This window comes from Solirubrobacter soli DSM 22325 (genome assembly GCF_000423665.1).
Taxonomy (GTDB): Bacteria; Actinomycetota; Thermoleophilia; order Solirubrobacterales; family Solirubrobacteraceae; genus Solirubrobacter; species Solirubrobacter soli.
In genome coordinates this window covers 109,083-131,392 of sequence record NZ_AUIK01000001.1, presented here as the reverse complement: position 1 = coordinate 131,392, position 22,310 = coordinate 109,083, and the positions used below count along the sequence as shown (strand labels likewise).

General features: G+C 69.4%; 14 protein-coding genes. 9 read left to right on the top strand and 5 right to left on the bottom strand.

The features are described from left to right. Window positions 1-5: 5 nt before the first annotated feature. Entirely contained in the window at window positions 6-338 is a 333-nt protein-coding gene (locus tag G569_RS0100670; protein WP_028061979.1) for a nuclear transport factor 2 family protein, read from the bottom strand. A gap of 53 nt (window positions 339-391) precedes the next feature. Here G569_RS0100670 and G569_RS0100665 point away from each other — a divergent pair, with 53 nt between their 5' ends. Continuing rightward, window positions 392-1,222, top strand: a complete 831-nt coding sequence (locus G569_RS0100665) for a helix-turn-helix domain-containing protein (protein ID WP_028061978.1) — start codon at window positions 392-394, stop codon at window positions 1,220-1,222. Here the strand turns inward: G569_RS0100665 and G569_RS0100660 are convergent. Next, the gene (locus G569_RS0100660; RefSeq protein ID WP_084283994.1) at window positions 1,146-2,096 is read right to left on the bottom strand and encodes a putative metal-binding motif-containing protein; all 951 of its coding nucleotides are present in this window, start codon (window positions 2,094-2,096) and stop codon (window positions 1,146-1,148) included. The two genes, G569_RS0100665 and G569_RS0100660, sit on opposite strands and share 77 nt — an antisense overlap. 54 nt (window positions 2,097-2,150) lie before the next feature. Here G569_RS0100660 and G569_RS0100655 point away from each other — a divergent pair, with 54 nt between their 5' ends. From G569_RS0100655 to G569_RS56940, 5 genes are all read left to right on the top strand, one after another. Further along, complete coding sequence (locus tag G569_RS0100655) at window positions 2,151-2,795, top strand: FHA domain-containing protein (protein ID WP_053225648.1); 645 nt, start codon at window positions 2,151-2,153, stop codon at window positions 2,793-2,795. Window positions 2,796-2,914: 119 nt separating this feature from the next. Beyond that, window positions 2,915-6,151, top strand: coding sequence for a M14 family metallopeptidase (locus G569_RS56955; protein WP_053225647.1), 3,237 nt, complete (start codon window positions 2,915-2,917; stop codon window positions 6,149-6,151). Between the two features lie 147 nt (window positions 6,152-6,298). Further along, window positions 6,299-9,592: a M14 family zinc carboxypeptidase gene (locus G569_RS56950; protein WP_028061975.1), complete on the top strand. Its 3,294-nt coding sequence runs from the start codon at window positions 6,299-6,301 to the stop codon at window positions 9,590-9,592. Between the two features lie 145 nt (window positions 9,593-9,737). After that, a complete protein-coding gene (locus tag G569_RS56945) occupies window positions 9,738-13,010 on the top strand; it encodes a M14 family zinc carboxypeptidase (protein ID WP_028061974.1) in 3,273 nt (1,090 codons plus the stop codon). Between the two features lie 160 nt (window positions 13,011-13,170). Then, on the top strand, window positions 13,171-16,413 hold the full coding sequence (locus G569_RS56940) for a M14 family zinc carboxypeptidase (protein ID WP_053225646.1): 3,243 nt from the start codon (window positions 13,171-13,173) through the stop codon (window positions 16,411-16,413). 19 nt (window positions 16,414-16,432) lie between these two features. Here G569_RS56940 and G569_RS0100630 read toward each other — a convergent pair whose 3' ends face one another. Further along, window positions 16,433-16,843: a hypothetical protein gene (locus G569_RS0100630; RefSeq protein ID WP_028061973.1), complete on the bottom strand. Its 411-nt coding sequence runs from the start codon at window positions 16,841-16,843 to the stop codon at window positions 16,433-16,435. Beyond that, complete coding sequence (locus G569_RS44460; protein ID WP_157591734.1) at window positions 16,840-17,304, bottom strand: HAD domain-containing protein; 465 nt, start codon at window positions 17,302-17,304, stop codon at window positions 16,840-16,842. Before G569_RS44460 ends, G569_RS0100630 begins: the two co-directional genes overlap by 4 nt. Before the next feature lie 201 nt (window positions 17,305-17,505). Between G569_RS44460 and G569_RS0100620 the strand changes: the two genes are divergently transcribed. Beyond that, window positions 17,506-18,372 carry a DMT family transporter gene (locus tag G569_RS0100620; RefSeq protein ID WP_028061972.1) on the top strand — a complete coding sequence of 289 codons (867 nt, stop codon included), beginning with the start codon at window positions 17,506-17,508 and terminating at the stop codon, window positions 18,370-18,372. 41 nt (window positions 18,373-18,413) lie between these two features. On the opposite strand, the gene G569_RS60710 is transcribed toward G569_RS0100620, so the two are convergent. Further along, on the bottom strand, window positions 18,414-19,241 hold the full coding sequence (locus tag G569_RS60710) for a MarR family winged helix-turn-helix transcriptional regulator (protein ID WP_169542034.1): 828 nt from the start codon (window positions 19,239-19,241) through the stop codon (window positions 18,414-18,416). Window positions 19,242-19,318: 77 nt separating this feature from the next. Here G569_RS60710 and G569_RS0100610 point away from each other — a divergent pair, with 77 nt between their 5' ends. Together G569_RS0100610 and G569_RS0100605 are read left to right on the top strand one after the other, a co-directional pair. Beyond that, a complete protein-coding gene (locus tag G569_RS0100610; RefSeq protein WP_028061970.1) occupies window positions 19,319-20,710 on the top strand; it encodes an MFS transporter in 1,392 nt (463 codons plus the stop codon). A 30-nt stretch (window positions 20,711-20,740) separates the two neighbouring features. Then, window positions 20,741-22,309, top strand: coding sequence for a PucR family transcriptional regulator (locus G569_RS0100605; RefSeq protein ID WP_028061969.1), 1,569 nt, complete (start codon window positions 20,741-20,743; stop codon window positions 22,307-22,309). Window position 22,310 lies beyond the last annotated feature (1 nt).

The window sequence follows — 22,310 nt, the reverse complement described above, 5'->3', positions numbered from 1 at the left end:
CCGGCTTAGGCCGGGGCCCCGGTCACTCGCCAGTGCTCGACGATCTGACCGTCGCGCACCTTTTCGATCTGCATCTGGTCCACCCCGAACGGGTGGACCTTGGTGTGGAGGGCGACGTACTCGCCGCCGTCGACGACCCGCAGGACCTCGAAGCGCAGGTCCGGCGTCTGCTCGCGCAGCATCGTCACGATCGGCTTCAGGCCGGCCGGCCCCGGCTCCGGGTCGGGCGTGGCGGGGGAGTGGTTGACGTAGTCCGGCGCGATCAGCGCGTCGAACGCGTCGAGGTCGCCGTCGTTGAAGGCGGCGATGTAGCGGTGCATGAGCTCGGTGTTGGTCATCGCCGCACACGATGCGCCCGCGCTCGCGTCCTGTGAATGGGAGAGTTCCTCCCATGCTCGAGGAGTTCGGCGCCTTCCTGCGCTCGCGGCGCGAGCGGGTGCGGCCCGAGGACGTCGGGATCGCGCCGGACGGCGCGCGGCGCACCCCGGGCCTGCGACGCGAGGAGCTCGCTGAGCTGGCCGCGATCAGCGTCGACTACGTGGTGCGGCTCGAGCAGGGGCGGCTGCGCCCGTCGGAGAGCGTGCTCGCGTCGCTGTCGCGCGCGCTGCTGCTGACGCCCGCCGAGGAGGAGCGGCTGGTCGCGCTGGCGCGGCCGGGCGCGGCGAGGGCCGCGTGGGGTGGCGGCGCAGCGGCGCGCGGGGTGCGGCCGGCGTTGCTCGCGATCGTCGAGGCGCTCGACCCGTTGCCCGCGTACGTGCTCGACGCGTGCCTCGACGTGCTCGCCTTCAACGACGCGGCGGACGAGCTGTTCGGCGGCCTGCGTGAGGACGCGAACATCGCGCGGCTCGTGTTCACCGACGCGGACTATCGGGCGCGGCTGGCGGAGCCGGCGGCGGTCGAGGCGGAGGCCGCGGGGGCGCTGCGGCTCGGCGCGACGCGCGAGCCGCACAACGCGCGGCTGCACGCGCTGGTCGACGAGTTGCGGGTCGTGCCGGCCTTCGAGGCGCTGTGGCGCTCGCAGGACGTGCGCGACAAGACGCACGGCCGCAAGGGGTTCATCCTCCCCGCGGCCGGCGTCGTCGAGCTCGAGTGGGAGCGGCTGACGGTGCCCGGCGGGGCCGGGCTCGCCTTGATGGTCTACGCGCTCAGCATCTCGCCGGGCTCGCCGCGCCCGGAGCGAGACAGAGCGTCTGCGAACGGAGCTTTCCGCGCCGGTTCGTGAAGCGCTTGACACGTCCGATCGTGTTGGGCGTCGAGACCGCGACCGTGACGACCGCGCCGTTGCGGAGCCGCTTGCGGAAGAGCTTGGTCAGCGACACGCTGCCCTTGGCGCTGGTCGTGAAGGTGGTCTCCTTCGGACAGCCCTTGCGCCTGGTCGAGCAGGTGACGCGGACGGTCGCGCCGGCGGGCGCCTCGGTCACGCGGAGGCTGTCGACCCTGATCGTCGAGCCGCGCTTGGTCCAATTGAACGCGACGGTCGCCGACAGCTTGCCGGCGAGATCGGCGCCGCTGCAGTCCTGGTCGATGCCGTCGCCCGCCACCTCGGGCGCGCCCGGGTAGACCTTCGAGTTGGTGTCGTCGCAGTCGCCGGCGTCCGCGGCGACGCCGTCGCGGTCGGCGTCCTGGGGCGCGGTGCCCGGAGCGGGGGTCGGGGTCGCGCCCGGCGTGGGCGGCGGCGGCGATCCCCACACGCCGCTCCACGAGGGCGGCGAGCCGTACTTGCCGTTGCAGTTCGGCGTCCCGCCGCCGAACGCGCCGTAGTCGTCCCCGCCGCGCGCGTCGAGCGGGCTCGCCCAGCCGAACTTGTCGTTCTCGGCCTGGGTGTAGCCGTACCAATTGTTCTTGTTGCCCTCGGCGTTGCGCATGTCACCGCCGACCTGCTGGCAGATGATCCAGTTCTTGCCGTACGGGAGATAGCCGACCGTCTGGGTGCCGACGACCACGAGCGAGCCGCCCGAGAAGCCGTCGCCGGCGCGGTACCAGTCACATTCGTAGTGACCGCCTCCGATGCTCGTACAAGGGACCTGCGCGGGTGCGGCAACGGCGGGTGAAGGAGCGGCGAGCGCGAATGCGGCCGCGAGTAGTCCAGCCCTCATCCGCGCCCACCTTGCCGGAACCCGGTTGGTGAAACCTTGGGGTAAGTTCGGGGTATGACCTCGCCCGCCGACGTCAAGGCCCGCCTGGACGCGGAGCGCCGTGGCGAGCCGTTCCTGCTCTACCGCGACGGCGGCGGCGCGCAGGTGATCCTCGTGCTGACCGGCCCGGTCACGGTCGGCCGGCGGGCCGAGCGCGACGTCGCGCTCGGCTGGGACACCGAGGTCTCGCGCCTGCATGCGCAGGTCGAGCCCGTCGGCAGCGACTGGATCGTGGTCGACGACGGCCTGTCGCGGAACGGCACCTACGTCAACGGCGAGCGGGTCAACGGGCGGCGGCGCCTGAAGGACGGCGACCGGATCGTCTTCGGGGAGACCCCGGTCACGTTCCGCTCGCCCGCGGACGCCGAGGCGGACTCGACCGCGGCCGTGCGCCTGGGCGCGTCCGGCGTCCCGCTGAGCGAGAGCCAGCGCAAGGTGCTGGTCGCGCTCTGCCGCCCGCTGAAGGACTCCGCGTACGCCGCGCCGGCGACCAACAAGGACATCGCCGACGAGATCCATCTCTCCGTCGACGCGGTGAAGGCGCACTTGCGCGTGCTCTTCGAGCGCTTCGAGCTCGACGACCTCCCGCAGAACCAGAAACGGGCCCGGCTGGCCGCCGTCGCCCTGGTCAACGGGATCGTGAAGCAGCACGAATTCTGAGCGTGTAGACAAATCCACTCACGGACCGCTACGTCCGCTTTCACTATCTGTTCAGATAGCCCTCAGAGGTGTGTCACCCAAGTGACACCCGATGGTCCAAATACACACGGAGGGCTTGGATGGTCGGTCCACGGTCGGTCGCAGCGCTGTCGGTCACAGCGCTGCTCATGTTGGGAGCGGGCGCGCCGGCGTTCGCGCAAGACGAACCGCGCATGGTGATGGTCACGGGTACGCCCGCGGCGATCGAGGCCCTGGAAGGCAAGGGCTATGACGTCGGGTTCGTGGGTGAGCTCAACGAGGCGGGCGTCTACGTCGACGACGCTTCGGAGGCGCGCCTGCGCGCCGAGGGCTACACGATCGGCCAGACGGTCGAGGACGAGAGCTCTCGCCTCGCGGTCAAGGCGCAGACGGCGGCCGCCGCCGAGGGTGAGGCGCTCGCGGCGAACGTCGCAAAGAACGGCCTCACGAAGGCGAACAAGGCCAAGGGCGCGGTCAACGTCCCCGGCAACGTCGTCATCCAGCGCGCCTACACGTTCACGAACTACGCGGGGCGCTTCCTCTACGTCGAGGCGCACAACAAGCTGCACGGCGACACCACCGGGCCGGCGATGTCGTTCACCTACACGAGCCCCAACGGCACGTCGCAGGTCTACAACCTCTCCAACTCGACGATCACGCCTGACGGCAACGACGCCGCGATCGGCGGCAACAAGCTCGGCGACACCGACGCCGGCACCGGCGCCCGCTACATGTACCACCGCGGCCTGGTCGCGCTGCTCGGGGCCAACGCGAACCTCGCGGCCGGGGACATCTCCGTCCGCGTCGCCGACGCCAATGGCAACAACGACACGGCCGGCGTCACCGAGTGGGCCAACAAGACGCTCCCGCCGCGCGTGACGAACTTCCAGAAGGACTTCATCACGAAGTACATGGATCCGACCGAGATCTACAACCGGATGGACTCGCTCGTGACGCAGTTCCCGGACCTCATCCAGAGCATCAACCTGCCTGAGAAGACCGGCGGCTATGGCCGTCCGGCGATGGCGATGATGGCGGGCACCACCGCCGGCAATGGCACGCCGAGCGCGGCCTTGACCGCGGGCGCGGTCTACCTGACGTCGAAGGCACGCGGCGACCTGGGCGGCAACAACATCACCGCCGAGTTCAAGAACCCGGGCGCGAACAACGCGCCGCTCTCGATCACGGTGACCGACGGCACGTGGCGCGTCCACGACCCCGAGGACGCCGACGCGTCGAACGGGATCTCCGAGATCGCGCAGCCCGTCAAGGACATCGTCGTCAACCTGGCGACGGACGGGACCGGCGCGATCACCAGCACGGCCGCGCAGGTCGTCGCGGCGATCAACGCCGATCCGGCGGCGAGCGCGCTGGTGAGCGCCATGACCTACCTGCAGAGCGCGGGCACGGGCGTCGTCGCGGCGACCGGCTCGCGCACGTATCAGGTCGTGGACGGCACGACCGGTGGACCGAACTACACGTCCACCAAGGTCAAGCTCTCCGACTACATGCGCGGCGGCACGGTCTACTGGTCCGGCAGCTTCACCGCCAGCCCGCCGACGCTGGTCCGCACCGACTCGCGCTACGTCGTCCGCGGCCCGTTCCAGCAGAAGGTGTACCGGATCGGCAAGGACCGCTCCAACAACGCGGTCGGCGTCTACCTGTACTGCCAGCAGCACGCGCGTGAGTGGGTCACCCCGATCACCTGCCTGGAGACGGCCGAGCGCCTGGTCCGCAACTACGCCACGGACCCGACGACCAAGGAGTACGTCGACAAGCTCAACGTCTTCATCCTCCCGGTCTCCAACCCCGACGGCGGCCACGCCGCGTTCCACGACTCGAGCGTGCAGCGCAAGAACCTGACGAACTACTGCGCGCCGACCACGGCGAGCTACTACGTCGCCAACCGCAACTCGTGGGGCGTCGACCTCAACCGCAACAACACGATCGGCTCGATCTTCGACGGCTACGCCGGCGCGAGCTCGTCCTGCACGAGCGAGACGTTCTCGGGCCCGTTCGAGGCCTCTGAGCCGGAGATCCGCAACGAGCACTGGATCGCGGACACGTACAAGGGCATCAAGTTCGCCAACAACATCCACACCCACGGCGGGTACTTCATGTGGGCGCCGGGCGCGTACAAGGCCACGGGCCGCGTGACCCTGACGGCGCCGAACATCGGCATCGAGAACTACTTCTTCGATGTCGCCAACACGATCCTGTCCGGCATCAAGTCCTCGCGCAACACGGTGATCCTGCCGCAGCGCACGGGCCCGATCGCGGACACGCTGTACTCGGCGGCCGGCAACTCGGCCGACGAGCAGTACTACAAGCGCGGCATCATCGCCTACTCGTTCGAGGCCGGCGCGCAGCGCATCTCGGTCAACCAGACGACGGGCGCGATCACCCGCACCGCGGTCGGCTTCCAGCCCTGCTTCGCCGGGCCGGGCACCAACGGCGGCCAGGGCAGCACGTGCGGCACCGTCGCGGCGCCGAACGCGCTGCTGGTCAACGAGGGCCATGACTCCACGATGGAGTTCGCCGAGGGCAACTTCGGCGAGATCCAGGGCGCGCTCGAGTACCTGAACGACGTGACCCCGCCGACGACGACGGTCGAGTACTCCTCGGCCCAGACCTCGGGCGACCCGATCAACTTCAAGTTCAACTGGGTCTCCGAGCCGTCGGTCATCTACTACACGACCGACGGGACGACGCCGGAGAAGGTCGACTGCGCCGCTCCGACCGGCTCGACCAAGTGCTACAACGGCCAGGGTCCGCGCCGTCCGGCCGAGGTCCTGACGCTCTCCACCCCGGGCGCCTACACGCTCAAGTGGTTCTCGGAGGACTTCAAGGGCAACCGCGAGGCGGTGAAGTCGCAGCGGCTGCTGGTCGCGGCCGACGATGAGAACGGCAGCGCCAGCGGCACCGTCGCGCCGACGCTCGCTCTGTCGCTCGGCACTCCGGTCGCCTTCGGCGCGTTCACCCCGGGCGTCCCGAAGGACTACACCGCCGGTACGACCGCGAACGTCATCTCGACCGCCGGCGACGCCCTTCTGAGCGTCTCCGACCCGGCGACGACGAACACGGGCAACCTGGTCAACGGCTCGTTCTTCCTGCCGCAGAAGCTGCAGGCGAGCGCGTCGAGCCTCGGCGGCACGCCCGCGGCCGCCGGCCCGGTCGGCGGCTCGTCCGCCCCGAAGGCGCTGCTGTCCTACAACAAGCCGGTCTCCAACGACTCGGTGACCCTGTCGTTCAAGCAGACGATCGGGGCCACCGACGCCCTCCGCACGGGCACCTACTCGAAGACCCTGACGTTCACCCTGTCAACAACCACTCCGTAGTCATCACCTGACGCGCACGTCGGCCGTGGAGACAACTCCACGGCCGAATGCGTGCGCGCGCCTTCACTGTTCTGCTCAGATACGCCTCCGGAGAGGGGGCTGCCACGCGCGTGGCGAGCCCGGGTCTATAGACGGAGGGCACTACCCATGGTCGGGAAGAAGTCGCTGACCGCGCTTTGCTGCGCGTCGGCGCTGTTGTTGACGGGCGCCGGAAGCGCCTGGGCGGCCGATGACGCGACGCCATATGAGGCGCTCGTCGAAGTCACGGTCGCCAATCAGGATGTGGCCGACTCGCTCGTCAGCTCCTACGACGCCGCGGAGTACAAGCGCGTCAACGACGACGGCACCATCACGCTGAACCTCTTCGTCACGAACGAGGAGCGTGGCCAGCTCAAGAAGGCGGGCTACAAGATCGGCGCCACCATCGAGGACTCCAACACGGGTCCGATCCGGATGGAGCAGCGCCAGGCGACGATCGACGCCGAGGCGCTCGCCAAGCAGGTCGCCGAGAACGGCCTCAAGGGCCAGAAGTTCCAGGGCCAGTCGGTCGTCCCGACGCCGGGCGACACGGTCATCCAGCGCGCCGTGACCTTCACGGACGTCGTCGGCCCGTCCGGCGGCACCACCACCGCGCGCTTCCTGTACGTCGAGGCGTTCAACAAGTCGACGAAGGTCACGGGCACCACCACGGTCTCCGGGCCGACCCTCGCCCTGTCCTACGCGGGCGCCGACGGCGTGTTCGGCGCGGCCACCAACATGGGCCGCTTCGTCGACACCGATCCGACGCCGGACTTCTACATGTACCACCGGCAGCTGATCCGCCTGCCCGCCGGCGTGACCGACCTCAAGCAGGTCCGCGTCGCCACCGCGGCCACCACGGGCGGCGCCGCCGCCAGCGTCGAGACCTTCCCGGTCACGGAGTGGCTGGGCAAGGACCTCCCGCCGCACGTCGCGGGCTTCAAGAACCAGCCGTTCTTCACGCACTACATGGACCCGACCGAGAACCGGAACGACCTCGACGCGCTCGCGGCCGCCAACCCGAACCTCATGTCGGTCGTCAACATGCCGGAGAAGACCTCCGGCTACCAGCGCAAGTCGCAGGCGATCATGTCCGGCTCCAACGCCATCGGCACGGCCCCGGCCGCGCAGACCGGCGCGCCACTGCTGGACACGACGGGCGAGATCACGGCCGCCAACCCGGTCGCCAAGATCACGTTCAACGCGACGGCCGGCCAGACCCTCCTCGCGACGGTCGACGGCATCCCGTCCGGCTCGACGGACCTCATCCTGACGCTCAAGGGCCCCGACGGCGTGCAGATCGGCAACCCGGTCGACACGGGCACGAGCCCGGAGGTCCTGAACCGCACCTACACGGTGACCGGCACGTACACCTTCGAGATCTCCGGCTACCAGGGTGATCTCGGCGACTTCACCTTCAAGATCCAGCCCGTCACGGGCACCGCCGCGACGGCCCAGGCCTCCGCGGTCGTGCTCACGGCCAAGGACTACGGTCAGGACGGCGGCAACGCCGTCATGGCCGAGTTCCGCAGCCAGACCGGCAACAACCAGCCGCTGAGCGTGGCGGTCAACGGCAAGCTCGTCGAGGTCTTCCTGGCGACGGATGCGACCGGCGCGCTGAGCTCGACGGCCGCCCAGGTCGTCGCGGCGATCAACGCCAAGCCGGAGGCCGCAGCGCTCCTCTCGGCGACCACGTACCGCGGCAACGCCGGCACCGGCATCGTCCCGGTTCGCGCGCGCACCAACCTGTCGGACTTCCTCAACGCGCCGGCGAGTGTCGCGCGCGGTCCGTTCCAGCAGCATCTGTACCGGATCGGTACGCATCGCGACGGCACCAAGCCGGGCGTGTTCCTCTTCTGCCAGCAGCACGCTCGCGAATGGGCCACCGGCCTGACCTGCGTGCAGACGGCGCACGAGCTGGTCGAGAACTACGCGACCGACCCGTGGACGAAGGAGCTGCTGGACAACGTCGAGGTCTTCATCTCGCCGAACTCCAACCCGGACGGCGCGCACTACTCGATGTACGACTCGAGCGTCCAGCGCAAGACGCTGCCGAACTACTGCGCCCCGAACGGCAACTCCGATCCGGCGGCCCGCACCACCTGGGGCGTCGACATGAACCGCAACGCCGGTGAGTACTCGCCGTTCGACGGCTACTTCGGCGCGTCGACGAACTGCACGAGCGAGACCTACCAGGGCCCGAGCGAGTTCTCCGAGCCGGAGACCCGCAACGAGAAGTGGGTCACGGAGACGTTCCCGAACATCAAGTTCGCGAACAACATCCACTCCTACGGCGGCTACTTCATGTGGGCGCCCGGCTCCTACAAGAACGACGGCAACCGCACGACGGCGCCGGCGCCGAACATCGGCATCGAGAAGTACTTCTTCGAGGCCGGCGAGAAGATCCTCAAGCGCATCAAGGACTCGCGCGGCACGGTGATCCTGCCGGAGCGCACCGGCCCGATCGCGGACGTCCTGTACTCCGCGGCCGGTAACGCGGCCGACGACATGTGGTACCGCAAGGGCATCATCAGCTACTCGTTCGAGACGGGCGCCGACCGCATCCTCTCCACCACGACCGGCACCGCGGCCACGGCCGTCGGCTTCCAGCCGTGCTTCGCGGGCGTCGGCACCGGCGGCGGTCAGGGCTCCTGCCCGGCCTCCGGCGCGCTGGCCAACGAGGGTCGCGACGAGGCGCTCGAGTTCGCGGCCGGCAACTTCGGACTCGTCGAGTCGGCGTACGACTACGGCAAGGACGTCACCCCGCCGTCGACGACGCTCGACTCGGACGGCGTCACGAACTCGCTGAGCCCGATCAACTACCGGTTCACGATGGACAACGAGCCGTCGGTGATCCATTACACGACGGACGGTTCGACGCCGACGCTGGCGTCGCCGACCTACAACGCCCAGCGCGCTCGCAGCGTGGGCGAGGTCCTGACCATCAGCAATTTCGGCCGCACGACGGTCAAGTGGCTGGCGGTCGACATCAAGGGCAACGTCTCGGCGGTGCAGTCCAAGACGTTCGGGGTCGGCCTGACCGACACCCCGGGCTCGGTCGGCGGCTCGGTCGGGGCGACGCTGTCGCTGGCGATGGGCGCTCCGGCGAGCTTCGGGACGTTCACCCCGGGCGTGGCGAAGTCCTACTCGGCCTCCACCACGGCGACCGTGATCTCCACGGCGGGTGACGCGACGCTCACCGTCGCCGATCCGAGCGCGACCAACACGGGCAAGCTGGTCAACGGCACGTTCACGCTGACCAACCCACTCGGTGGTCTCGGGACGCTGAAGACGTGGGCGGCTCCGGTCTCGAATGAGGTCGTGCCGATCACGTTCACGCAGGCGATCCTGGCCAATGAGCCGCTGCGCACGGGCACGTACAGCAAGACGCTGACGTTCACCCTGAGCACGACGACTCCGTAGTCACCACCTGACGCACGATCCGGCCGTGGAGGAACCTCCACGGCCGGAAGGTGCGCGAACTCTCCATTTCTGCTCACATACGCGGTTGGAGAGGGGCTGTCACCCGGGTGACAGCCTTGGGGTCTACGGACTTGGAGGACTGCCCATGGTTGGGAAGAAGTCGCTGACGGCGCTGTGTTGCGCGTCAGCACTGTTCATCGGGGGCGCTCCGAGCGCCTGGGCAGCCGACGATGGGACGCCGTACGAGGCGCTTGTCGAGGTCACCGTGCCGAACCAGAGCACGGCCGACCAGCTCGTCACCACGCACGACGCCGCCGAGTACAAGCGCGTCAATGACGACGGCACCATCACGCTCAACCTCTTCGTGACCAACGAAGAGAAGGCCGGCCTGAAAGCCAAGGGCTTCAAGATCGGTGCCACGATCGAGGACACGAACACGGGTCCGCAGCGCATGGCGGAGCGCCAGTTCACGATCGACGCCGAGAACCTCGCCGCCCAGGTCGCCGAGAACGGCCTCAAGGGGCAGAAGTTCCAGGGGCAGTCCGTCGTCCCGACGCCGGGCGACACGGTCATCCAGCGCGCCAACACCTTCACGGACGTCGTCGGCCCGGCCGGCGGCCGGACCACCGCGCGCTTCATCTACGTCGAGGCGTTCAACAAGTCGACCAAGGTCGCGCCCAACAACTCGGTCACGGGGCCGGCGCTGGCGCTGTCCTACGCGGGCGCCGACGGCGTCTATAGCGCGGCGACCAACATGGGCCGGTTCATCGACCCGGATCCGACGCCGCAGACGTACATGTACCACCGGCAGCTGATCCGCCTTCCCGCCGACGCCCCGGCGACCATCACTTCGGTCCGCGTCGCCACCGCGGCGACCGCCGGCGGCGCCGCGGCCAGCGTCGAGACCTTCCCGGTCACGGAGTGGCTCGGCACGTCGCTGCCGCCGCACGTCGCGGGCTTCAAGAACCAGCCGTTCTTCACCAAGTACATGGACCCGACCGAGAACCGGGCGGACCTGGACGCGCTCGCCGCGGCCAATCCGAACCTGATGTCGGTCGTCAACATGCCCGAGAAGACGTCGGGCTATCAGCGCAAGTCGGCGGCGATCATGAACGGGACGGGCGCCATCACCGCCGCCCCGACCGTCACGCTCGGCGCCACGTTGCTCGACGCCCCGGGCGAGATCACTGGCGCGGCTCCGGTCGCCACGATCCCGTTCAACGCCACCGCGGGGACGTCGGTCCGCGCGACCGTGGACGGCATCCCGTCCGGCTCGACGGACTTCATCCTGACCATCAAGGACCCGGCGGGCAACGTCCTGCAGTCGATCGACACCGGCACCAGCCCGGAGATCATCAACCAGGCGTTCCTGACGTCGGGCACCTACAAGTTCGAGGTCTCGGGCTTCCAGGGCGACGTCGGTGACTTCACGTTCCGGGTCCAGGCGACCACCACCGCCGGGGTCGTGCTCACGGCCAAGGACTACGGTCAGGACGGCGGCAACCAGGTCATGGCCGAGTTCCGCAGCCAGACGGGCAACAACCAGCCGCTGAGCGTGGCGGTCAACGGCAAGCTCGTCGAGGTCTTCCTCGCGACGGATGCGACCGGCGCGCTGAGCTCGACGGCCGCCCAGGTCGTCGCCGCCCTCAACGCCAAGCCGGAGGCCGCCGCGCTCCTCTCGGCCGCCACGTACCGTGGGATCACGGGCGCCTCGATCGTCCAGCCGCGCGCGCGGATCAACCTGTCGGACTTCCTCAATGCGCCGGCGAGCGTCGCGCGCGGCCCGTTCCAGCAGCATCTGTACCGGATCGGTACGCATCGCGATGGCACCAAGCCGGGCGTGTTCCTGTTCTGCCAGCAGCATGCTCGCGAGTGGGCGACGGGCCTGACGTGCCTGCAGACGGCGCACGAGCTGGTCGAGAACTACGCGACCGACCCGCAGACGAAGGAGCTGTTGGACAACGTCGAGGTCTTCATCTCGCCGAACTCCAACCCGGACGGCGCGCACTACTCGATGTACGACGCGAGCCAGCAGCGCAAGACGCTGCCGAACTACTGCCCGGCCAACGGCGCGAACGCCCCGGACAGCCGCAACACCTGGGGCGTCGACATGAACCGCAACAGCGGCGAGTACTCGCTCTTCGACGGGTACTTCGGTGCCTCGTCGACCTGCACGAGCGACACCTTCGCGGGCCCGGGCGAATACTCCGAGCCGGAGACGCGCAACGAGAAGTGGGTCACGGAGAACTTCCCGAACATCAAGTTCTCCAACAACATCCACTCCTACGGCGGCTACTTCATGTGGGCGCCGGGTTCCTACAAGGACGACGGCAACCGCACGACGGCGCCGGCGCCGAACATCGGCATCGAGAAGTACTTCTTCCAGGCCGGTGAGAAGATCCTGCGCCGGATCAAGGATTCGCGCGGCACGGTGATCCTGCCGGAGCGCACCGGCCCGATCGCCGACGTGCTCTACTCGGCGGCCGGCAACTCGGCCGACGACCACTGGTACCGCAAGGGGATCATCGCCTACTCGTTCGAGACCGGCGCTGACCGCTTCACGTCCACCACGACCGGCACGGCGCAGACGGCGGTCGGCTTCCAGCCGTGCTTCGGCGCGGTCGGCACCGGCGGCGGCCAGGGCTCCTGCCCGGCCAACGGCTCGCTCGTCAACGAGGGCCGTGACGAGGCGCTGGAGTTCGCGGCCGGCAACTTCGGTCTCGTGGAGTCGGCGTACGACTACGGCAAGGACGTGACGCCGCCGTCGACGTCGATCGACTCGGACGGCGTGACCAACTCGCTGAGCCCGATCAACTTCCGGTTCACGATGGACAATGAGCCGTCGGTCATCCACTACACGATGGACGGCTCCACGCCCACGTTGGCGTCGCCGACCTACAACGCCCAGCGCGCCCGCAGCGTGGGCGAGGTCATCACGATCTCAAGCTTCGGCCGCACGACGGTCAAGTGGCTGGCGGCCGATATCAAGGGCAACGTGTCCGCGGTGCAGTCCAAGACGTTCGGGGTCGGCCTGACCGACACCCCGGGCAGCGTGGGCGGCACCGTCGGGGCGACGTTGTCGCTGGCGATGGGCGCTCCGGCGAGCTTCGGGACGTTCACCCCGGGCGTCGCCAAGTCGTACTCGGCGTCCACGCAGGCGACCGTGATCTCGACCGCGGGTGACGCGACGCTGAGCGTCGCCGACCCGAGCGCGACGAACACCGGCAAGCTGGTCAACGGCACCTTCGCCCTGACCAACCCGCTGGGCGGCCTCGGGACGCTGAAGACCTGGGCGGCTCCGGTCTCGAATGAGGTCGTGCCGATCACGTTCACGCAGGCGATCCTGGCCAATGAGCCGCTGCGCACGGGCACGTACAGCAAGACGCTGACGTTCACCCTCAGCACGACGACTCCATAAGGGTCTAGGCCGGGCGTGGAGCAAACTCCACGCCCGGCCAGTTCCCCGATCTCTCATAATCTGTTCAACTCTTCCTCATGCACCGCGCGATCGTCTCGCGCGGTGTGGCCTTTAAAGCCTGAAGGAGGGTGCTGGAGTGATCGTGAGACGATCATTGACGTTGGCCACGACGGCCGCGTTGTTGTTTGGGTCAGCAGGGATCGCGTCGGCGAATGACACGCTGCCGGGCTCCGATACCGCGCTCGTGCAGGTCTTCGTCGACTCGGAAGCCGACGTCGACAAGCTCTCGGCGAGCGGCTACGACCTCGCCGAGTACAAGAAGGTCGAGGACGACGGCTCGATCCAGCTGAACATCGATGTCGATCCATCGGAGCGGGCTGAGCTGCGCGCGATGGGCTTCCGCATCGGGCAGACGATCGAGGACGCCAAGACGCGCGCCGCGGTCAACGCCGAGCGCGAGGAGGCGGCGGCCCTGGAGGGGCTCGCGGCGGACCTCGCGTCCAAGGGTGTCCCGCGCGGCGGCATCAAGCTCGAGGGCAAGGCCGTCGTGCCGACCCCGGGTGAGACGGTCATCCAGCGCGCCAACAAATTCACGAACTACGCCGGCACGTTCCTCTACGTCGAGGCGCACAACAAGGCGACCGTACGCGTCGCGGGCTCCAACACCGCCTTCACCGGGCCGACGCTGGCGCTCTCGTTCGCCGGCGCCGACGGGGTCTACTCGACGGCGACGAACATGGGTCGGTTCGTCGACACCGACCCGACGCCCGACGAGTACATGTACCACCGTCAGCTCGTGCGCCTGACGCCCGAGCAGGCCGCGATCCCGGCCTCGCAGATGACGGTCCGCGTCGCCGCGTCCTCCGGCTCCGTCGACACCTACAAGGTGACCGAGTGGCTCGGCACGACGCTGCCGCCGAACGTCGCCGGCTACCAGAAGGGCTTCTTCAACCGCTACCAGGACCCGACGGAGAACCGCGCCCAGCTCGACGCGCTGGCCGCGCAGTTCCCGAACCTGGTCACGCCGGTCAACCTCCCGAACCTGACGGGCGGCTACCAGCGCAAGTCGCAGGCGATCATGTCGGGCTCCAACGCCATCGGCTCGGCGCCGGACGTCCAGCTCGGCACGCCGATCTTCGACCAGACGGGTGAGATCACCGCCGCGGCGCCCGTCGCCTCCTACACGTTCAGCCCGCCGCTGAACACGCCGCTGCGCATCACGACCGACGGCATCCCGTCCGGGTCGACCGACCTGATCCTGACGCTCAAGGACCCCAGCGGCACCGTCCTCAACAACGTCGACACGGGGACCAGCCCCGAGGTGATCAACCGCACCTTCACCGTGGCCGGGACCTACACGATCGAGATCTCGGGCTTCCAGGGCGACATCGGCGACTTCACGCTCAAGGTCCAGCCGACCTCCGGCTCCGCCGCCGCGTCGGCGGCCGCCGCGGTCGTGTTGACCGCCAAGGACTGGGGCCACCAGGGCGGCGACGAGGTCACCGCCGAGTTCAAGAACCCCGGCGCGAACAACTCGCCGCTGAGCGTCGCGGTGACCGGCAAGGACATCGTCGTCAACCTGGCGACCAGCGACACCGGCGCGCTCACCAGCACGGCCGCGCAGGTCGTCGCGGCGATCAACGCCTCGCCCGCCGCGACGGCGCTCGTCTCCGCCATGACGTACCGCAACAACGCGGGCGCCGGCGTCGTCCCGGTCCGCGCCAAGGTGAACCTGGACGACTTCCTCAACGCCCCGGCGCACGTCGCCCGCGGGCCGTTCCAGCAGCGCGTGTACCGGATCGGCTCCGTCCGTGACGGCTCCAAGGTCGGCGTGTTCCTCTACTGCCAGCAGCACGCTCGCGAGTGGACGACGTCGCTGACCTGCGTCGAGACCGCCGAGCGGCTGGTGCGCAACTACGCCACGGATCCCGAGACCAAGAAGCTGCTCGACCAGGTCGAGGTCTTCATCCTGCCGAACGTCAACCCCGACGGCGGCCACTACTCGATGTACGACTTCAACTCGCAGCGGCGCAACATGACCAACCACTGCCCGCTGACCGGCAACTCCGACCCGGCCGGCCGCAACAGCTGGGGCGTCGACCTCAACCGCAACAACGGCGAGTTCTCGCTCTTCGACGGCTACTTCGGCGCCTCGTCGAGCTGCACCAGCGACACCTACTCGGGCCCGGCGGAGTACTCCGAGCCGGAGATCAAGAACGAGAAGTGGGTCGTCGACACGTTCCCGAACATCAAGTTCGCCAACAACATCCACTCCTACGGCGGCTACTTCATGTGGGCGCCCGGCTCCTACAAGAACGACGGTGCCCGCACGACGGCGCCGGCGCCGAACATCGGCATCGAGAAGTACTTCTTCGAGGCCGGCGAGAAGATCCTCGCCCGCATCAAGGAGCACCGCAACACCGTGATCCTGCCCGAGCGCACCGGCCCGATCGCCGACGTGCTCTACTCGGCCGCCGGCAACTCGGCGGACGACCAGTGGTACCGCAAGGGGATCATCAGCTACTCGTTCGAGACCGGCGCGGACCGCTTCACGTCGACCTCGACCGGCACCGCGCAGATCATCACCGGCTTCCAGCCGTGCTTCTCGGGCGTGGGCACCGGCGGCGGCACCGGCACCTGCAACGCGAACCTGATCAACGAGGGTCGCGACCAGGCGATGGAGTTCGCCAACGGCAACTACGGCATGGTCGAGTCCGCGTACGACTACGCCGTCGACACCAAGGCGCCGAGCACGTCGATCGAGTACTCCGCGGCCCAGACCAGCGGTGAGCCGATCAATTTCCGGTTCAACTGGGACGACGAGGCCGCGGTCATCCGCTACACGACCGACGGCTCGACCCCGACGCTGGCCTCGCCGACGTACAACAACCAGCGGGCGCGCAGCATCGGCGAGGTGCTGACGCTGAGCACGCCCGGCGCGTACACGGTCAAGTGGATCGCGACCGACATGAAGGGCAACACGTCGGCCGTCAAGAGCCAGCGGCTGCTGGTCGCGGCGGACGACGAGAACGGCAGCGTGGGTGGCAGCGTGCCCGCCACGCTGGCGCTGACGCTCGGCGCGCCCGCCGCGTTCGGCGCGTTCACGCCGGGTGTGGCGAAGGAGTACACGGCGTCGACGACGGCGACCGTGCTCTCCACCGCCGGCGACGCGACCCTGACGGTCGCCGATCCGAGCAGCACCGCGACCGGCCGGCTGGTGAACGGCGCGTTCGCGCTGGCGTCGCCGCTGCAGGGCCTCGGCGTCGTGAAGACGTGGTCCGCCCCGACGTCCAACGAGTCGGTGCCGGTCACGTTCAAGCAGGCGATCGCGGCCAACGAGCCGCTGCGCACGGGCGCCTACAGCAAGACGCTCACCTTCACGCTGTCGACCACGACGCCGTGATCTGACGACGGAGGCGGGCTCAGCCGAGCCCGCCTCCGTGCTTCTTGACGAGGCGGTTGAGCTCGCCGACGAGCGTGGCGAGCGCCTTGGGCACCTTCCCGCCGTCGTACCAGCGCAGCGTGCGCCCGCGGTAGGTCAGGTCATAGGCGTACGTGTCGCAGCACTTGCTGCCCTTGGGCACCTTCGCGTGCGGGATGTCCGCGGCCTCGGCGTAGCGGGCCAGCCGCGAGCGCTCAGCGTGGGTCAAGGTCGTCGTCCGGCGCTTGGAGACCTTGAACGTCGCCTTCCCGCTCGGGGCGATCGAGGCGCTCTCGCTGACGCCGGCGAAGCCGCCGTTGCGGCTGTACTTCAACGTTCCTTTGAGGGTCGCCGCCGACGCGACGTCGCTTCCGCAGCCGAGCAGCAGGACGGCGAGGATCAGCAGCTTCATGAGTCCAGTGTGGCGCGCCACGCGCGTGCGCGCGCGACGTGCGCGCGCGTGAGTCCGATCTCCGGATCGGTCTCGAGCAGCAGCGTCGGGCCCGCGCGGGCCGCCGCCCAGGCGTGGCAGGCGTCATCGAGGTGGTCGTCGATCCACGCCAGCGGCCGCTCCGGGCCCGCGAACGCGTCGATCCCGCCGAGCTTCCAGTGGCCGCCGTGGTTGGGAGCGGTTCGGAAGCGGACGTGCGGCCAGCCGCGAGGGAGCCCGAGCAGATGAGGAAGATGAGAATCCGCGCGCTCCTTCCACCCGGTGCACCACGCGCACTCGAACTCCGAGGTGAGCTCCGCAAGCGCTTCCGCCGCGGTCCGCGAGAGCAGATGCGGGACCCCGTCAACCAGTGTTGGCAGCAGCGTTTCGGGCGCCACGCGGGCTCCGCCGAAGAGCGAGAGGACGCCGTCCACGTCGACCAACAGCAATGGTCTAGGGGCCCTCTCCTTTAGGGGGGTTCGACGCGCCATCTTGAGGGAATCTTCATATCTGACGTTACGCTGGCGCCACCGCGCTAAAGAGTCGCGGGTCGGGGACCGATGTAGAGATCATCCCGCCGGGGAGCCCGCTCTTTCGAAGAGCTGGTGGCGAGGAATCTCTGCTGAATCGACGTACGAGGACACGTGTCGCTGAATCTGGGCATTCTGCTGGCGTTCGCTTGCGCCATCGCCACGCAGCTGGGCTTTCTGTACAAGCACAAGGGTGCGAACGACGCCCCGACGGTCGACATCCGTCACCCGTTCCGGACCGCCAAGGAGCTCTACTCCTGCAAGTGGTTCGCGATCGGCATGGCCGTCGCGACCGGCGCCTGGATCTTCCACGTGGCCGCCCTCGCCTTCGCCCCGCTCTCCGTCGTCCAGGCGGTCCTCTCCACCGGCGTCGTGATCCTCGCCGTCATGGCCGAGCGGCTCTTCGGCTTCCAGGTCGGCATGCGCCAGTGGCTGGGCGTGGGCATGACCGCGTTGGGCCTCGTGCTGCTCGTCATCACGCTCCCGGCCGCCACCGGCGCGCACTCCACCTACTCGGTCTTCGGCATGATCAGCTTCGAGGGCGGCATGCTCGTCCTCGGCGCGCTGCTGATCGGCGGCAAGCACCTCGGCATGCCCGACCATCACCACGGCGTGATGCTGGGCGCGGCCGCGGGCGTGCTGTTCGGCGTCTCCGACATCGCCATCAAGGCGCTCACGGGCGCCGGCGGCTTCGTCGGCATCGTGAGCTCGCCCTGGCTGGCGATCACGGTCCTGGCCTCGGTCGTCGCCTTCTACGCCTCGGCGCGCGGCATGCAGGACGGCGAGGCCGTCCCGGTCATCGCCGCCACCTCCACCGCCGCCAACGTCTCCTGCATCCTCGGCGGCATCATCGTCTTCGGCGACCCGATGCCCTCCGACGCCCTGGGCATCGTCGTCCAGGCCTTCGCCTTCGTCCTCGTCTGCGCCGCCGCGCTGGTCACCCGCCCGCCGCTGCGCGCCGCCGAAGCGGCCGCGGCATAAACCTAAACCCCACCTAAGGGGTCAGACCCCTTAGGTGGGGTTTAGATTCCGAGCAGTTTTCGTAGTAGCGACCGCAGCTCGCGGTCACCATCTGCGCCGATCGGCCGCGTCAAGTCCTCGTTCGCGGCCTGCAGCACGGCGATTGCGCGTTCCAGCACGTCACGGCCTCCCCCCGTGACGTGCAACGCGTTGAGGCGCCGGTCGTCCGGATCGCGGCGCCGCTCCACGAACCCCGCGGCCTCGAGCCCGTCGACGAGCTCGACCACGACCGGCGTGCTCACCTGCAGGCGGTCGGCGAGCTCGCGCTGCGAGGACGTCCCGTCGGCCAGCCGCGCGAGCGCGCCGAACTGGCGGATCTGGATCGCGTAGGGCTTGAGGACCTCGTCGGCGCGCTCGTGGAAGCGATGGTGCGCACGGGCGAGCAGGAACCCGGTGCGATCGGCCAGCGCCGGCGGCTGCGGCGCGATCACCTCGCGCAGCAGCGCGTTCAGCCGCTCGTGCTCGGGTTCTGAGAGGTTGACCGTCAGCTCCGCTTCGGCGCTCGCCATCCGGGGCAGCATCTCGGTCATGGACTCGAGTCCTGTGCGGGTGGCGTGGAGCGCGTAGGCGCGGCGATCCTCCGGATTGCGGACGCGCTCGACGAAGCCCTTGGACTCGAGGCCGTCGATCAGCTTGACCATCACGGTCCGGTTGACGTTCAAGCCGTTCGCCAGCTGCTGCTGGGACAGCGGCCCGTAGGCCTGCAGGGTGGCGATGGCCGCCGCCTCGCGTGGGTGCGACTCCTGCCCGAACTCGCGGGCGGCGATCGTCGCGGCGCGCAAGAACGCCGTCCGCAGGAGATAACCCGTGTAGTCCATGAGCGGATCCACGCCGTAGAGATCATAGGTCTCCGACCACATGGTTAGGCAAGTTGACGATAAGTTGAACTGAAGGTAAGGTGCGTGGCATGGAACGCAAGTGGTTGACCCTGGTGGCTGTCGCCGCCGGCATCTTCATGCTGCTTCTCGACGTCACGATCGTGAACGTCGCGCTTCCCGACATCGAGCAGGCGTTCCACGCCTCCTTGTCGGACCTGCAGTGGGTGATCGACGCCTACGCGCTGACGCTCGCCGCGCTCCAGCTGACCGCCGGCTCGCTGGCCGACCGCTTCGGGCGCCGGCTGCTGTTCTCGATCGGCATCGTGGTCTTCACGCTCGGCTCGCTGCTGTGCGGCCTGGCCAGCGGATCGACCTTCCTCAGCCTCAGCCGCGCGTTCCAGGGCATCGGCGGCGCGATCATGTTCGCCACGGGCCTGGCGATCATCGCCAACGCGTACCACGGGCGCGATCGCGGCGTCGCCTTCGGGGTCTTCGGCGCGGTCACCGGCATCGCAGTCGCGGTCGGCCCCGTGATCGGCGGCGCGCTCACCAGCGGCCTGTCGTGGCGCTGGATCTTCCTGGTCAACATCCCGGTCGGCGTCGTCGCGCTCGTGATCACGATCCGCGCCGTCACAGAGTCCAAGGACCCGAACCCGCGCCCCGTCGACTTCCTCGGCCTCGGCACCTTCAGCCTCGGCCTGGCCCTGCTCGTCTTCGGGCTGATCCGCTCCAACGAGGACGGATGGGGCTCGGCGACCGTCGCCGGGTCCCTGGTCGCCGCGGTCGTGCTGCTGGTGGCCTTCGTCGCGGCGGAGGCGCTGCAGAAGCAGCCGATGTTCGACCTCACGCTGTTCCGCAAGCCCGCGTTCGTGGGCGGCCTGATCGCCGCGTTCGCGATCAGCGCGTCGCTGTTCAGCCTGTTCCCGTACCTGGTGATCTACATGCAGGCCGGGCTGGGGCTGTCGGCGATCGACATCGGCGTGCGCTTCCTCGTGCTGTCGGGTCCGATCTTCTTCACGGCCGCGATCGCGGGACGGTTGACCGAGAAGGTGCCCACCAAGTTCCTGATCGGCCCTGGCTTCCTGTGCGTCGGCATCGCCCAGCTGCTGATGCGCGGCCTGGACCCGACCAGCGACTGGACGCACTTCATCCCCGGCTTCCTCGTCGCGGGCATCGGCGCGGGCTTCATCAACGTGCCGCTCGCGAGCACGGCGGTGGGCGTCGTCGAGCCCGCGCGAGCCGGAATGGCCAGCGGGATCAACTCCACGTTCCGGCAGGTCGGGATCGCCACCGGCGTCGCGGCGCTCGGCGCGATCTTCTCCCACCACGTCACCAGCGCCGCGACGCCGGTCGCGGGGTTCGTGGACGGCCTGAACTCGATCATGCTGGTCGGCGCGGTCCTCGCCTTCGGGGCCGCGGTGACGTCCCTGACGTTGATCAGGAGCAGGGATTTCGTGCGATCGCAGCCCGTCGCGGCCTAGGAGTCCCGCACGGCGATAGGCTCGCAGCGGATGCTGCCGCTGCGAGCGTTGCTGCGCGAACTGGAGCTGGAGATCGCCGCCGGCGAGGCGGGGCTGGACCGTGCGGTGCGCTGGGTGCACATCTCAGAGCTCCGGGACCCGACGCCCTGGCTGTCCGGGGGCGAGCTGCTGCTGACCACCGGGCTGCAACTCGGCGACGATCCCGCGGGCTATGTCGGGCGGCTCGTCCAACACGGGCTGACCGGGCTCGGCTTCGGTGTCGGCTTCGCGCATGACGCGATCCCGGAGGCGCTGCTGGCCGCCGCGGGCGAGCACGGGTTCCCGCTCTTCGAGGTCCCCTACGAGCTGCCGTTCATCGCGATCACCGAGAAGGCGTTCTCGCACCTGGTCAACGAGCAGTACGCGGTCCTGCGGCGCGCCCTGTCCGCCCACGAGCGGCTGGAGCGCGTCGTGCTGTCCGAGCGCGGTCTCGACGGCCTCGCCGCCGAGCTGGCGGCGCTGATCGCCGGGCGCGCGGCGATCTTCGACGGGCGCGGCGAGCCGCTGGCCCGGCGCGGCGAGCTCGACGTCGGCGCGCTGGCCGCCGAGCTGCGCGGGCGTCTGGCCGGCGGGGCGCGCCGCGGCTTCGTGCCGGACGCGCTCCCACCCGGAGCCCTCGCCTTGCCGGTCGCGCGCACCGCGCAGGGCCGCGGCGACGGCCCGCCGCCCGAGGCGTGGCTGATCGCGGCCAAGGACGTGGGCGCGCTGAGCGAGCTCGACCGGCTCACGCTGCACCAGGCGGTGACGATCGTGGCGCTCGAGCTGCTGCGCCGGCGGGTCGTCGACGACACCGAGCGGCGCCTCGCGGGCGACGTCATGAGCGCCCTCGTCTCGGGCGAGGTGGCCGGCCCGGAGCTGGCGCGGCGGCTGGAGCCGTTCGGGCTGCGCGAGCGCGCCGGGGCGCTCGTCCTCGCGCCGTCGCGGGCGGCGCGCGGCGCGGCGGAGGACGAGCTCGCGCGGGCGGTCCGCGAGGAGCTGGGCGGCGGCCTCGTCGCTCCCGCCGGGAAGTTCCTCTGCGCGCTGCTGCCGGCGACGGACGACGACGAGCTGTTCGCCGTCGCCGAGCGCCTGCACGCGCGGGTGGCGCGGGTCGTGCGCGAGGCGATGCCCGCGGGCGCGGGCCGCGCCGTCGCGCCCGGCGAGCTGCGGCGCGGCTACCACGAGGCGCGCTGCGCGCTGGAGGCCCGGGCGCTGTCGGTGAACGGATCCAACGGCGCGACCAAGCTCGCCACGTACCGCGACCTCGGCAGCTTCCAGCTGCTGCTGTCACTGCAGGACGACGACGCGCTGCGGCTGTTCTGCGACTCGATCCTGGCCCCGATCGAGGACTCCGAGGGCGCCTACGGGGGTGAGCTGATGCGCTCGCTGGAGGCGTTCATCGAATGCAACGGGCAATGGGAGCGCGCAGCGAAGGCGCTCTTCTGCCACCGTCACACGCTGCGCTACCGGATCCGCCGCGTCGAGGAGTTGACGGGCCGCTCCTTGGACAGCGCGAGAGACCGCATCGACTTCTGGCTCGCCTTACGTGGGCGGGAACTCGTGCAGACCGAAAGGAACTGAC